Below are 13,371 nucleotides of genomic sequence, written 5' to 3' on the forward strand. Positions count from 1 at the left end.
AATTTTTACACTTTCAGCTATTAAAATTAACTTTTATTTCTGCGAAACTGTTGCTTCATCACCCTAAGCGATGTTACGGATTTCATATATCTTAAAAATCAGCATAGTTGTGATTCAGTTGAGTTGGCTCAGTGCTTGCGCCAACCTTTCGTATTATGCGCAGGCTGTCGATGGGCATTTTAAAGTAATACATCATTCGCGACCGATTAGCACGGTAATTGCAAACCCTGCTGTTGATCCTAAATTGAAGCAAACATTGAGCAAAGTGATGCAGATGCGTGAATTTGCCAGCCGGGAGTTAAAGCTGCCGGATAATCTGAGCTATACCAGTTATGCAGACTTAGAGCGTCCTTTTGTGGTGTGGAATGTTTTTGCTTCCCCCGAACTTTCGCTTAAACTCAAAAAATGGTGTTTTGTGCAGGTAGGATGTGTCAATTATCGCGGTTTCTTTTCTCAAGCCAAAGCCGAGCGTTATGCGGAAGAACTGCGCCAGGAAGGGTACGATGTTCATGTCGGTGGAATTCGTGCCTACTCCACGCTCGGCTGGTTCAGCGATCCGGTGCTGAATACTTTTATCGGTTACTCCGAAATGGATCTTGCCCGGTTAATTTTTCACGAGTTGGCGCACCAGGTTGTTTATGTGCCGGATGACACTGCTTTCAATGAATCTTTTGCCACGGCTGTCGAGCATGAGGGTGTAAGACGCTGGTTTGCAAGCAATGGCACAGCTTTCGAGCAAGCAGCATTAAGCATCCGCCAAGAAAGGGAAGCAATTTTTACTGATTTAATATTCAGGCATCGGAAAAAACTACATGAACTTTTTGATTCAAATGTGAGCGACTCCGAGAAGCGTATTCGGAAAGCTCAGATTTTTGATGAATTACGCGCTGAATTTTTGCACCTGAAAGCTGAAAAAAGCGAGCTGGCCAACTATGACCGGTGGTTCGGACAAACTTTGAATAATGCATTACTGGCGACTGTTTCAATTTATACTCAATTATTACCGGCATTTAAAGGAATACTCAAACAGCAAGGCCAGGATATGCAACATTTCTTTGATGCAGTAATAAGAATTAGCAAGTTACCTAAACATGAGCGGAATGCAATACTCCTGAAAGCCGCCGAAAATTATTCTCACTGGAATGTCGTCGAACGGTAATTTTCAAATCGCTACGAAAGAATTCATAGAAGGCAAATATATGCCAGGGACAGCTGATCAGTCAGTAAGGTAAAAAACACAAACTACTTGATCAAGCTCAATAATCGCCGGGTTTCTTTTTCGTCCAATTCCAGCCATTGCCCGCGCTTGATTCTGGGCGGCAGATTAATCGGGCCGAAGCGCACACGCATCAGGCGGCTTACCGTCAATCCTATGGCTTCAAACATACGTCGTACTTCGCGATTCTTACCTTCTTTCAAGATCACGCGATACCAGTGATTAGCGCCTTCTCCGCCTTGATCTGCCAGATAGGTGAATGCTGCTTCACCGTCTTCTAATGTTATACCGGTGGTTAATTGTTGCATTTGTTCTTCAGTGAGCTCGCCCAGTATTCGTACAGCATATTCCCGCTCCATTTCAAAACGCGGGTGCATCATGCGATTGGCCAAAGCACCGTCGTTGGTGAAAATCAACAAGCCACTGGTATTAAAATCCAGGCGGCCGATAGCAATCCATTTGGAAGATCGCAAATGCGGCAGTTTGTCAAAGACGGAAGGGCGGCCTTGCGGATCATTGCGGCTGACAATTTCACCTTCCGGTTTGTGATAGAGCAGTACTTTAGGTAACTCTTCTTCCTCATGGATGCGAATTACGCGCCTGCCGATACGTACTATGTCGCCCGGCCCGGCCCGGTCCCCGATCACGGCTATGTGATCATTCAGTTTGACTTGTCCTGAAGCAATCAGTGCTTCCATTTCCCGTCTCGAGCCCAAGCCTTTTTGCGCTAACAGTTTCTGCAGCTTGAAAGTGAGTGTTGCCGATACGGCGGAGGAGGCGGCTAGTGGTTCTGTAGCATTTTTCTTTAAGGTAACTGTTTTTTTCTTGACTGGCCTGATGGGCTTGTTTACTTTCATGAGTGTTTGAATCCGGGAAATGTGCTGACTGAAGCGGTCATTGAATGAATCATTAAACAACCGATTTTAAACCATTCAGAGTTCAATCATGAACTATCCCTCATGGTTCGATATATGATTGAGTATTTATTTTCCAGACTTGTTTCTAATTGAGTCCTTTGCAAGATGCCGCAACCTTATCATTTCGATGCAATTCCGGGTTTATTTCTGACGGATCGGGTGATTTTTAGTCATTTCTCCACTAATGGACCATAAGTAATCACTCTAAACCGGGTATTTTCGGTCAAGAGAGCGTAATATTCCTTGTTTACGCGATCAATTGCCGATCGACAAAGAGATTGGGTAGCTTTTTCAGGTTTATAATCCATAATCAATAGTATATGTCAAGCATGCGCTTTGGCTAGGCCGGGGTAACGCAGTGTTTCGGCATTGAACCACCGCACCTGGCTGCCGAAGGTGCGCTCTACAACATAGCGGGATTTAGTAATCAGGTTGTTGCATTGCAACTCCCAGTGCGTCAAAGGATAATTCCTGGTAGCTTTGTCGGCATGAATGCGGGTTCCTGGTTGGATATGGGCTTTCTCCACCAACACATTTAGCAGCGGCTTGCTGTCATGGCAATTGGCCGCGGCGGTGATTACTGCCATGATATCAACCCGGCGCTATCGACCATTGTGTGCTGTTTATAACCAAATACCGCTTTGCCGTCTTTCCTGACCCAACGTGCTTCGCTATCCACTCCGGGCTCGAGAGCTGCGTATAATAATTTGATTCTACTCAATGAATGGGTGAAGGAATCACTCTCGTAAGGTAAAAAAAATACCTTATATTGTCAAAATGGGAGAAGTTGCTTTAGAAAGGCAATTTAATACCAGGTGGTAAGCCTAACCCGCTACTCAGTTCCGCCATTTTTTCCTGAGTTGTTGTTTCCACGCGCCGCACGGCATCATTAAAGGCTGCTGCAACGAGATCTTCGAGCATTTCTTTATCGTCTCCGACAAGACTGTCATCAATGCTGACTCTTTTGACATCATGACGACAGGTCATAATCACCTTAACCATACCCGCTCCGGATTGTCCTTCCACTTCAATGGTGGCGAGTTTTTCCTGCATTTTTTTCATGTTCTCCTGCACCATTTGAGCTTGTTTCATCATATTTCCCAGATTACCTCTCATCATTGCTGTCTCCTTTGTTTTGAATGGGTTTAATTGAAGGAATAATTAATTTGGCATCAAATTGTTCAATCAGCTCTTGCACAACCGGATCTTTCTCAATTGCTGCAATGGCTTGTGCCTGTTTTTCTTCTTCTGCGCGCTGTTGTATTGCTGCAGGTGTCAATCCTGTGATAATGCCAACGAAAAAATCAAGTGCGATAGGCTTGCCAAAAAAAGTATTCACTGCAGACTGGATTTTATCCTGATATTTCTTTTCCAGCAGGTGCTTATGCACTTCTGGAACGCAGAGTTCTATTTTATCAGTTGAAAGAATTTTGGCTTCACTATGTTGTGCCAACATTTTAGCCATTCCTGCAAGCTTTAATTGCTGAGCCAGTTGCGGCCAAGTAAGATCGGAGTTATTAGCCGGTACGGGCGGGGTTATATCCGGGATGGGTTGCGGTTCATGACCAACTTTTACGGATTGCGGGATGCTTATAGAAGAAACTTGAGGCGGTTGTTGATGTGCTATAAGATCCTCCGGCATGAAGGTAAGCATACGGAGTAATGTCATGGTAAAGCCGGCATATTCATCGGGTGCCAGGCTCAGATCGCCGCGCCCGTGCAGTGCGATTTGATAAAATAATTGTATATCGTCGGGCGCCAGAATTTTTGCCAGCGCATTGATGCGTATATAATCAGGAATATCTTCGCCCAGTGCTTGAGGAATGACTTGCGCCAGCGCGATACGGTGCAGGATGACCGCCAGATCCTGCAATGCACAGTCGAATGAAAGGCACTGGGTTTCCATTTCATCGGCCAATGATAATAATTTCAGACCATTCTTCTGGGTCAAGGCATCCAATAAATCAAACAGGTAGCTATGATCAATGATACCCAGCATATCCCGTACGCTGGCTTCTTCAATTTTGCCTGCTCCAAAAGCAATGGCTTGATCCAGTAAGCTTAATGCGTCGCGCATGCTGCCTTGTGCCGCGCGAGCGACTAGCTGCAGTGATAGGATGTCGCAAGGGATTTTTTCTTGTGCCAGTATTTTCTTCAGGTGATCGGTAATTTGAGGTTGCGGGATTTGCTTCAGATTAAATTGCAAACAACGCGATAAGACTGTGATAGGAATTTTCTGCTGATCGGTGGTCGCGAGTATAAATTTGACATGCGCCGGTGGTTCTTCCAGCGTTTTTAGCATGGCATTGAACGCCGACTTGGAGAGCATGTGCACTTCGTCAATGATATAAATCTTGTAACGCCCGCAAGTAGGGGCATATAGCGCATTTTCCAGTAACTCGCGCATGTTATCGACTTGGGTATTTGAAGCCGCATCCAATTCAACCAAATCAATGAAGCTTCCGGAATCAATTTGCACACATGTTGTGCAAGTACCGCAGGGTGTTGCGGTTATACCTGTTTCACAGTTGAGGGATTTGGCCAGGATACGGGCGATCGTTGTTTTGCCGACACCACGTGTTCCGGTCAGCAAGTAGGCGTGATGCAACCTGTTTTGTTCAAGCGCATTAGTCAAGGCTCTGACTACATGTTCCTGTCCAGTCAGATCTGTGAAATTTCTTGGACGCCATTTGCGCGCAAGGACTTGTGTTTGGGACACTTTTTAGATTTGAAAAGTGAATGACATCCGATTAAACCTACCCGCAATGCGCAAATGACACTCTCAGTTTGCATTGGGTGGCGAGCCAGACCCCCGGCACTCGCAATAAATAGCTGTGGCTGCTTCCTTCCGGACCTGACCCGATTCACTACCTTGCAATGCGGGGAGGCCCGCCATAAAACTTACTAAAACAGATCGACAAGTATACCAGCAGATGATGGATTACTCCAATTTGATTGCCGCAGTATTCGCCCAATATTGGGGAATTTCATCATGAAGTGATGAATGAAAATGGTTACTCGACTGAAAAAAAGAATAATATGACCTCTCTTAAAGTCCATGGCGTCGTTACAGCTGACGTATCCGGTTCAAAACATCACAAGTGCAATAAATAGTAATTCAATGCGCATTGGCCAAATCCGATAAAATGGGCGGTTTTATTCCGGGGCTTTTGAATAAAGCCATGACTATCACCCAATCGACTCGAATGCTAATCAAACCGAGCGATGCCGTCGTGTGGATCTCGTGTCAGCGCCGTGCATGGCTGGATAAGCATCAACCTACTGCGTATGAACCCGATGCATTTAATCAGCTGCTGAGTGATCGTGGTTTGGCGCATGAGGCGGCCATCCTCGCTAAACTGGAAAATCAATTTTCAGTAGTGCAAGCAACATCCTTCGAGCATACGCAAGCTTTGATCCAACAGGGTGCCCAGGTTATATATCAAGGACGGCTTGTGGATGAGAATCAAGGATTGGTGGGTTATCCTGATTTCCTGATTCGACAGGAAAGTGGTCAATACCAATCTGCAGATGCGAAACTTTCACTGAGTGAAAACAAAAAAGCAATTCAGATTCAATTGGGAATCTATCGACGATTATTGGGAAATGGATTGCCTGCCATGGTTTTTCTTGGAGATGGCCGTACTGCATTGCTCGGTGATGAGGTCGAATTGCTGGTTGATGAATTCATTACCAGCATGAAAGCCTTGCTTGACCTGGAACAGCAGCCATCGGTACGTTATAGTCATAGTAAATGCCGTATTTGTCCTTATGAAGCCCATTGCCGTCCGGAATTTGAGATGCGTGAAGATATCTCGTTGCTCTATGGCGTTCATGGCAAAGCCGCGGACGCTTTAGCCGAAGCCGGTATTTCGACTATTTCCCAGTTGGCTGCAAGTACCGTCGACACTGTACCCGATGTGCCTTATCTCAAGGGCAGTAAAAGAAAATACCGTGCCATTCTGCAGGCACAATCTTTTCTGAGCGGTAAAGTCTATTCACTGGATAAAACAGTTCTTCCGGAAGGAACCTGGATTCATTTTGACATTGAAGACAATCCGCTAACCAGAAGCCGTGAGCGTCATGTGTATCTATGGGGTTTTCTGCTGCCGACATATGCCAAGGATGATTTCGATTATGTCTGGACTGACGGTGAAGCAAATGACTATGAAGGTTGGCTAGGTTTTCTACAAAAGGTTGAGGCGTATCGTTCCTTATATCCATCGATAGTGCTAGCGCATTATTCGAATCACGAAAAAGCGACTATACGGAAGTATGCCGAACGCTATGCTATGGAAAATCACACCACAGTATTGTGGTTGCTGGGTCAAGATAGTCCTTTGTTCGATATGCAGAATCCGGTGCTGAATTGCCTGGTCTTGCCATTGCAGGGATATGGACTGAAGGATATTTGTAAACATCCGGATTTGGTTGACTTTCAATGGGAGAATCAAGAATCCGGATCGCAGTGGTCAGTAGTACAATTTAATCGTTTTCTCTCAGAAACCAATCCGCGTGAAAAGCAAAAATTGAAAAATGAAATTCTCGGCTACAACCGCGATGACGTGGTGGCGACGCGCCATCTGGAATTATGGTTGAGAAACTTGTTTTGTTGATTAAAAGCCGATTGCCTCCTAAGTTCTATTCTTGTTCTGACGCAATAATTCGACCGTACGAATCTTCAAATCTTAAGATGTCATCTTCTCCGAGATAACTGCCGGATTGCACTTCGATCAAATGCAGCGGAATCTTACCGGGATTTTCCAAGCGGTGCATTTTACCCAACGGTATGTAGGTCGATTGATTTTCGGTAAACAAGGTTTCTTTATTTTCCACGATGACTTTAGCGGTGCCACTGACGACAACCCAGTGCTCGGCACGATGGTGATGCATTTGCAGGGATAGTTTTTCGCCGGGCTTAACCATGATACGCTTAACTTGAAAACGTTCACCTTTATCGATCCCTTCATACCAGCCCCACGGACGATGGATTCGCAGATGCTCGAGATGTTCCTTGCGTTGATTGAGTTCAAGATGTTGTATTGCATCTTTCAATTGTTGCGTTTTGCTCTTGTGCATGACCAGCACGGCGTCGGCTGTTTCAATCACGATGATGTCATCCAGTCCGATGACAGTAACCAAGCGATTTTCTGCGCGGATATAACTTTTTTGGGTATCCAGTACCAGGGTATCGCCGCTGATAAAATTGCCATCGCTATTCTTGGGTGCAATTTTCCACAGAGAATCCCACGATCCGACATCGTTCCAGCCGAACTGTGCGGGCACCACAGCGGCACGGCTGGTTACCTGCATGATCGCGTAGTCAATTGAGTCCGATGGGGAAGCAGTAAACGCATCTTTATCCGGCAAAATAAAACCAAGATCCGTGGTTCTTTCCAGCCAGGCTTGATGAACGGCAGTGAAAATATGCGGTTGGTGCCGTTGCAGTTCTTGCAAATAATTCTTGGCTGTAAAAACAAACATCCCGCTATTCCACATATAACCTCCTTCCTGTAAATAAGCGGTTGCGGTTTCCAGGTTGGGCTTCTCAAAAAAGGATTGAATGCGGTAAGCGGTGAGCAGAGGTGGTGCTTTAAGTTCGATCGCATCACCGGTTTTAATATAACCGTAGCCGGTTTCCGGCGAAGAAGGCGTGATGCCGAAAGTCACCAGATATCCTTCCTGAGCGGCGATTTTCGCTGTTTCTACAGCTTGCGCAAACGCATCCTGATCATCAATGACATGATCGGCAGGGAGAATGAGCATCAAGGCATTTTCGTCAATCTGGGTCAAATGAAAAGCTGCAAGTGCAATAGCCGGTGCGGTGTTGCGACCGATTGATTCGAGATAAATTGCTTCCGGTTTGATATTGATCGCTTCACATTGCTCCTGGATCAGAAATCGATGCTCGGAATTGCACACCAATATCGGCGCTTGTACATTCTCCAATCCTGCAGCCCGGCCAAGGGTGACTTGCAGCATGGTTTCTTTACCGACAAGCGGGAGCAACTGTTTGGGATAATTGGCGCGGGACAATGGCCACAGTCGGGTGCCGCTACCGCCGGAGAGAATGATGGGGTGAATATTCAAGTTCATTTTTCAGGTATTTTCAGTGTTGGGGTTTATGATGCCATACAAGCTAAGTCACTAACTTATTCGGGGGGTTGTCAAGCCTGTCACAAATAAAAAGCGTAACACGATTACGCATAAACAGGGCATTTTTGATAAGTAGCCTTTGGGCCAATAAGCATGACATACTTCACTAATCTATGATGAATTTGCTGGAGAGAAGCATTTACCTAAGAAAGTGCTTAATAAGCGTTATTTCGAGCGAGTTGAAATATCTTGAGATCCTTTAAATAAAATAGTGCATGCTTAGGTTAAAATACGCGCTATTTTCTTGCGTTGCGTTGCGTTGCGTTGCGTTGCGTTGCGTTGCGTTGCGTTGTTTGTAACAGCCTGAATTTTTGCTTTTCAATACTTGTATAGATCACTCAAGAAGGATTTTTCTATGAAATACCAGACCGATGATTTGCGCATTATCGGTGTTCACGAGCTTACTCCGCCAGTAGATCTCCATCGCGAATATCCTATGACGGAAATCGCGACCGAAACTGTTTACGCAGCGCGGCAGGCGACTCATCAGATTTTGCATGGTGAAGATGATAGATTGCTGGTCGTGGTTGGACCCTGTTCCATTCACGATGTCGATGCAGCATTGGAGTATGCGGCACGTTTGAAGCATCTGCGCGAGGTGCTTAAACAACAGTTGCATATCGTGATGCGCGTGTATTTCGAGAAACCACGCACAACCATTGGCTGGAAAGGATTAATCAACGATCCTGATTTGGATAACAGTTTTCATATCAATAAAGGGCTTAGAATGGCGCGCCGTTTGTTGCTGGATTTAAACACCATTGGCATGCCTTCCGCAACCGAGTATCTTGATCTGATCAGCCCACAATACTTATCGGATCTGATCAGCTGGGGGGCCATCGGTGCACGCACCACCGAAAGTCAGGGTCATCGTGAGTTGGCTTCCGGCGTATCGTGTCCGATAGGCTTTAAAAATGGCACGTATGGCAATTTAAATATTGCGATTGATGCGATCAGCGCAGCTTCGCGTCCGCACCATTTTCTTTCGGTTACCAAAGAAGGGCACACCGCTATTTTTGCTACCAAAGGAAATGAGGATTGTCATATCATTCTGCGCGGCGGAAGTAAGCCGAACTATGATGCCGCTAGCCTTGCTTCTGCAGTTGAAGCGTTAAAAAAAGCTAAATTGCCGCAACAATTGATGATTGATTTCAGTCACGCGAATAGTCACAAAGATTTCCGTCGTCAAACAGAGGTGGCTGCTAATGTGGCCGGGCAGATTGCAAATGGAACCCGTGCCATCTGCGGTGTGATGATCGAAAGTCATTTGGTTGAGGGTTACCAAAAAGCTGACGGGAAAAAACGCGAGGAATTGGTTTATGGGCAAAGTATTACGGATGGTTGCATAGGTTTTGATACAACCGAACAAGTACTTCATCAGCTTGCCGGTGCAGTGGAAAAACGCAGAAAATAATCCTTTTCTTTATCAAGGTACATGTTAGCCGTAGTCGACTATTAATAATATTCCGGATCGTAAAATAAGCATTGTTGCGTAGGCTGCAATCGCACCCTTGAGGTTCTCATTATCTTATCCTCTTACAGATTATTTCCATATTTGAGAAAGAATTACCCCTTTATTCCAAGAATTAAGTCTGTTTGCACGCGCTGATAATGTAGCAATTATAACTGCTTGATATTAATTGGCTCAAAATCTGTGATGGGGAATTAAAGCATGATCCGAATACTGGGAATTACGCTGCTGTTGATCAGTTCGCACGTGTCAGCCTTAACGCTCGGCTGGGTACCGCTAGAAACAGCGGAAAATAACGGAAATCCATTACATATCAATGGAAAAGCGGTGCTTGAATATAAAAACGCCGGACCGGGTGGAATGGAATGGGAAGTTTCGGGTGAAGGCCCCAGGGGAGGTCTGGGAATACGCGAATTATGGTTGTTTGATAATTCAGCAGCGGGAATACCCGGAACAAGCGAGGCAACCACGAAATTCTCAGTGAGCAGCAACAGTATCGGTTTTGTGATGGCAGGAGATCATAACGATGGCTTTGCACAGTTTTTTGTCGATGGCATCGATGTGGGTACCTACGATATGTTTCAAACCGGTAATAGAATTCTGATGGTCACTGGATTGGATTCTTTGGCGCATTCTTTAAGGGTGGTGCAACTCGGACTGCATAATCCAAATTCAACCAAGGGCGATGTCGCAATCTTTGGCGGCGTAGCATTCGATACTCTTACGGCCGCAATTCCGGAACCGGAAACGTATGCGATGCTGTTGGCCGGATTGGGATTGCTTAGTTTAGTCGCATGCCAGAAAAAGCGAAATGTATAACCGAAAAATTTAACTCTCATAAAAAACCCCGCAAAGTGACGGGTTTTTTCATTTTTCATAATCTCTGAATCAGATCCTTTCTTGCACGAGATAAGGAAGCGTTACAGATTCTAATAAAGCACCCCGCCGCAAGCAGCGGGGTATTAACTGCGCTCTACAATCTGCTGGTTTTCAACCAGCTTTCGCCCCAAGGGGGCGGGGAATTAAACCCGCAGAGATTAAAATACCTTTACGCTGCACTCAGAGTCAATCCGAGTTGTGATATGCTTTTAAAGACATACTGACAACTAGGGGGATTATTTATGAAACAGTCAATCAAGAAATTTATTCTATCCACTTGCACGGTTACTCTGATGGGCAGTGCGCATTTTGCATCGGCTGATATCAACAGCGATACCGAAACACTGCTGAATTGGGCTGAAAATACCTATCGAGATCTTTTTCCAAGCCACCAAGTGACACAAAGCCTGGACCCATGGTTATACCGGTTTTATCCGGAAACCGGCATTTATGCGGGGGTGAACAGGGGAGATAATAGCGCTTACGTATTAGGCGGGCCTTATGGATCTACGCCGACCCGGATCGCGGGAGTGCCGGAATTAATTACACAAATCATCGATAGCGGCGGAAACACCAGTATTCCGGCATGTGATACCTCAGGTGCACCCGCTGGTTTGACTTATACGCAAAGCGGTAATGTCGTCAATATCAGTACGGGAGGGGCTTGTGTAGCATTACCCGAGAATAATAATTTTTGTTCAACACCCCAGCAACCGACCGAAACAGGAATTTCCGTGTTGACGACTTCGACGACTAACTCACCCTCAAGAATTAATGGAATTTCAATAGACATTCCTGGTGTTCCCAATCCCATTCAATCTTTTGCAAATGGATTTTCCGACAGCAAGCATTGTACTGTGCATGTTCCAGCCGACACAGCCAATTTGATCATTAATTCCGATGTGTGTTTTGATATGACAGCGCAGACTAGTGGATTCGAAGGCATACCAGGAATCACTGTTACCCCTCCGGTTACAATGAACCTTAATACTACATCCACTAATGTGGTTGTGGCTGATTGCTTTACCACTGATGCGGCTTCGATTTACAATACGGTAACCGGCGAATTCTGGATCAATGACGAGGGTACTTTCGTATCTCAGGGTTCAAGTCGGTAGAGGATTGAAGGTCAGCAATTATTTTTACGATTGTGCGTGACACCAACTTAACAATCAAAGTGCGCTGCATTCCGGCGCACTTTCTTTAAACAGCACGCTATTGTCGGTACTTTTGCGTGACTGCAGCGCATCTTCGCTGATCATCATGGTTTACCGTACCATAACCGGAATGCACTACGCCGGACATTGGAACATTAATCCGGGCCAATAAAGTCAATTCAGCCGGAATATCTCACTCGCACATTTTGTGTGATAATCAATTCACCATTCCGGAATGGACAGAAAGTTTTTATAAAGCAGAATCCATCCATTAATCTTTCTCATTTCCGCGAAGGTTCTCCGAAGTTCAACTCAATGGTGAGGTGATAACTATGACTCCTTTTCTTGGCGAATTAATAGGTACTTTTATTTTAGTGTTGTTGGGTAACGGCGTAGTTGCTAATGTCGTGCTGAATAAATCCAAGGGCAATAATGCCGGATGGCTAACCATTGCAGCCGGTTGGGGAATTGCGCTTTTTGTCGCGGTCTATGCCGTAGCTGCTTCCAGTGGGGCGCATTTAAATCCTGCGGTCAGTATCGGTCTCGCTGCGGCAGGTAAATTTGCTTGGAATGACGTACCCCTTTATGCGGCGGGACAAATGCTGGGCGCCATGCTGGGTGCTTTGATAGTATGGATTACCTACCGCCAGCATTTTGACGCGACGACCGACCCCGATATGCAATTGGCGGCATTTTGCACCGGGCCTGCGATCAGAAGCCCATTCAATAACTTCATCACTGAAGCGGTTGGTACCTTCATGCTAGTGTTTGGCGTAATGATGATTGTCTCACCGCATGCAAGCCTGGGTGCGTTGGATGCATTGCCGGTTGCTCTGCTGCTGTTTGGTATCGGCTTATCACTAGGTGGGCCGACCGGTTTTGCAGTCAATCCGGCGCGTGATCTGGGTCCGCGCATCATGCATGCGATTCTTCCGATGACCAATAAACGCGATAGCGACTGGGGTTATGCGTATGTACCGGTAGTGGGCGGTATTATCGGCGGATTGATTGCCGCCGTGGTGTATTCCCTGCTGTGAGGTTTTGTCGAAGTGCAATTCTGGGTTTGGCTAGCGCCTAACCCAGTCTATGCATTAGTTATGCATTGAATCGGAGATTCTGTCTCTTTATGCGATTCATTCTCCTTAGCTAGGCTTTGCAAATACATTAAATCATAATAAGATAACTCATTCAGAGCCTTAGATGATTTAAGCTCCTTGCCGAGGATAATAATCAAGATAAGAACGGCAAATGTGCCAAACAGTTTGATTAAGAATATTTTTACGTTTTTATCCATGATCTGAGCTTCAGTATTGATCATATGTCATTGGACATGTTGAATCTCTAGGTTTTGCCAGATTTCTAATTTTCTGACGATCAATAGCACATTCATTGCGTTGAATTTCTCTGTTTAACTGATCGGGCATGAAGTTACCAGTGAACTGTATGCTGAAATCGTAAAAGGTAAAGAAATCAATATCACAAATAGCAAGACTTTCATGGCCACTTTTTAGATTGATTGTAATACGAAATTACTCTGCGCAAAATATCAAGAACGCAAACCGACTAGCATAGTAA

At 45.4% G+C, this 13,371-nt stretch carries 12 protein-coding genes and 1 other RNA gene; 6 read left to right on the plus strand and 7 right to left on the minus strand.

The features are described from left to right. Nucleotides 1-109 precede the first annotated feature (109 nt). Nucleotides 110-1,159: an aminopeptidase gene (locus tag CPG39_RS01905; protein WP_231990358.1), complete on the plus strand. Its 1,050-nt coding sequence runs from the start codon at nucleotides 110-112 to the stop codon at nucleotides 1,157-1,159. Nucleotides 1,160-1,242: 83 nt separating this feature from the next. Here CPG39_RS01905 and rluB read toward each other — a convergent pair whose 3' ends face one another. The 5 genes from rluB to ffs form a co-directional block, all read right to left on the minus strand. Continuing rightward, complete coding sequence (gene rluB / locus CPG39_RS01910; protein WP_096294224.1) at nucleotides 1,243-2,073, minus strand: 23S rRNA pseudouridine(2605) synthase RluB; 831 nt, start codon at nucleotides 2,071-2,073, stop codon at nucleotides 1,243-1,245. A 383-nt stretch (nucleotides 2,074-2,456) separates the two neighbouring features. Next, nucleotides 2,457-2,720: a hypothetical protein gene (locus tag CPG39_RS01915; protein ID WP_096291787.1), complete on the minus strand. Its 264-nt coding sequence runs from the start codon at nucleotides 2,718-2,720 to the stop codon at nucleotides 2,457-2,459. Nucleotides 2,721-2,925: 205 nt separating this feature from the next. Then, complete coding sequence (locus tag CPG39_RS01920; RefSeq protein ID WP_172424136.1) at nucleotides 2,926-3,249, minus strand: YbaB/EbfC family nucleoid-associated protein; 324 nt, start codon at nucleotides 3,247-3,249, stop codon at nucleotides 2,926-2,928. Continuing rightward, on the minus strand, nucleotides 3,239-4,852 hold the full coding sequence (dnaX, locus tag CPG39_RS01925) for a DNA polymerase III subunit gamma/tau (RefSeq protein WP_096291789.1): 1,614 nt from the start codon (nucleotides 4,850-4,852) through the stop codon (nucleotides 3,239-3,241). The genes CPG39_RS01920 and dnaX overlap by 11 nt, the downstream gene beginning before the upstream one ends. A gap of 76 nt (nucleotides 4,853-4,928) precedes the next feature. Next, an RNA gene (ffs, locus tag CPG39_RS01930) (signal recognition particle sRNA small type) lies at nucleotides 4,929-5,027 on the minus strand. Between the two features lie 288 nt (nucleotides 5,028-5,315). On the opposite strand from ffs, the gene CPG39_RS01935 reads away from it, so the two are divergent. Beyond that, a complete protein-coding gene (locus CPG39_RS01935; RefSeq protein ID WP_231990359.1) occupies nucleotides 5,316-6,749 on the plus strand; it encodes a TM0106 family RecB-like putative nuclease in 1,434 nt (477 codons plus the stop codon). Between the two features lie 25 nt (nucleotides 6,750-6,774). Here the strand turns inward: CPG39_RS01935 and CPG39_RS01940 are convergent, their stop codons facing one another. Then, the gene (locus CPG39_RS01940; RefSeq protein ID WP_096291790.1) at nucleotides 6,775-8,229 is read right to left on the minus strand and encodes a mannose-1-phosphate guanylyltransferase/mannose-6-phosphate isomerase; all 1,455 of its coding nucleotides are present in this window, start codon (nucleotides 8,227-8,229) and stop codon (nucleotides 6,775-6,777) included. Nucleotides 8,230-8,644: 415 nt separating this feature from the next. On the opposite strand from CPG39_RS01940, the gene aroG reads away from it, so the two are divergent. The 4 genes from aroG (at nucleotide 8,645) to CPG39_RS01960 (ending at nucleotide 12,833) form a co-directional block, all read left to right on the plus strand. Further along, nucleotides 8,645-9,703 carry a 3-deoxy-7-phosphoheptulonate synthase AroG gene (aroG, locus tag CPG39_RS01945; protein ID WP_096291791.1) on the plus strand — a complete coding sequence of 353 codons (1,059 nt, stop codon included), beginning with the start codon at nucleotides 8,645-8,647 and terminating at the stop codon, nucleotides 9,701-9,703. Between the two features lie 258 nt (nucleotides 9,704-9,961). Beyond that, nucleotides 9,962-10,579 carry a PEP-CTERM sorting domain-containing protein gene (locus CPG39_RS01950; RefSeq protein WP_096291792.1) on the plus strand — a complete coding sequence of 206 codons (618 nt, stop codon included), beginning with the start codon at nucleotides 9,962-9,964 and terminating at the stop codon, nucleotides 10,577-10,579. 302 nt (nucleotides 10,580-10,881) lie between these two features. Then, nucleotides 10,882-11,757 carry a hypothetical protein gene (locus tag CPG39_RS01955; protein ID WP_096291793.1) on the plus strand — a complete coding sequence of 292 codons (876 nt, stop codon included), beginning with the start codon at nucleotides 10,882-10,884 and terminating at the stop codon, nucleotides 11,755-11,757. A gap of 371 nt (nucleotides 11,758-12,128) precedes the next feature. Continuing rightward, complete coding sequence (locus tag CPG39_RS01960) at nucleotides 12,129-12,833, plus strand: MIP/aquaporin family protein (RefSeq protein WP_096291794.1); 705 nt, start codon at nucleotides 12,129-12,131, stop codon at nucleotides 12,831-12,833. Nucleotides 12,834-12,880: 47 nt separating this feature from the next. Here the strand turns inward: CPG39_RS01960 and CPG39_RS01965 are convergent, their stop codons facing one another. Beyond that, on the minus strand, nucleotides 12,881-13,090 hold the full coding sequence (locus tag CPG39_RS01965) for a hypothetical protein (protein WP_145956197.1): 210 nt from the start codon (nucleotides 13,088-13,090) through the stop codon (nucleotides 12,881-12,883). Nucleotides 13,091-13,371 lie beyond the last annotated feature (281 nt).

It is taken from the genome of Nitrosomonas ureae, assembly GCF_900206265.1.
Classification (GTDB): domain Bacteria; phylum Pseudomonadota; class Gammaproteobacteria; order Burkholderiales; family Nitrosomonadaceae; genus Nitrosomonas; species Nitrosomonas ureae_C.

Bases quoted from the DNA above. Each gene is read 5' to 3' on its own strand.
- CPG39_RS01950 (WP_096291792.1), top strand. From the start codon at position 9,962: ATGATCCGAATACTGGGAATTACGCTGCTGTTGATCAGTTCGCACGTG.
- CPG39_RS01940 (WP_096291790.1), bottom strand. From the start codon at position 8,229: ATGAACTTGAATATTCACCCCATCATTCTCTCCGGCGGTAGCGGCACC.
- CPG39_RS01960 (WP_096291794.1), top strand. From the start codon at position 12,129: ATGACTCCTTTTCTTGGCGAATTAATAGGTACTTTTATTTTAGTGTTG.
- CPG39_RS01955 (WP_096291793.1), top strand. From the start codon at position 10,882: ATGAAACAGTCAATCAAGAAATTTATTCTATCCACTTGCACGGTTACT.
- CPG39_RS01915 (WP_096291787.1), bottom strand. From the start codon at position 2,720: ATGGCAGTAATCACCGCCGCGGCCAATTGCCATGACAGCAAGCCGCTG.
- aroG (WP_096291791.1), top strand. From the start codon at position 8,645: ATGAAATACCAGACCGATGATTTGCGCATTATCGGTGTTCACGAGCTT.
- CPG39_RS01965 (WP_145956197.1), bottom strand. From the start codon at position 13,090: ATGGATAAAAACGTAAAAATATTCTTAATCAAACTGTTTGGCACATTT.
- rluB (WP_096294224.1), bottom strand. From the start codon at position 2,073: ATGAAAGTAAACAAGCCCATCAGGCCAGTCAAGAAAAAAACAGTTACC.
- CPG39_RS01920 (WP_172424136.1), bottom strand. From the start codon at position 3,249: ATGAGAGGTAATCTGGGAAATATGATGAAACAAGCTCAAATGGTGCAG.
- CPG39_RS01935 (WP_231990359.1), top strand. From the start codon at position 5,316: ATGACTATCACCCAATCGACTCGAATGCTAATCAAACCGAGCGATGCC.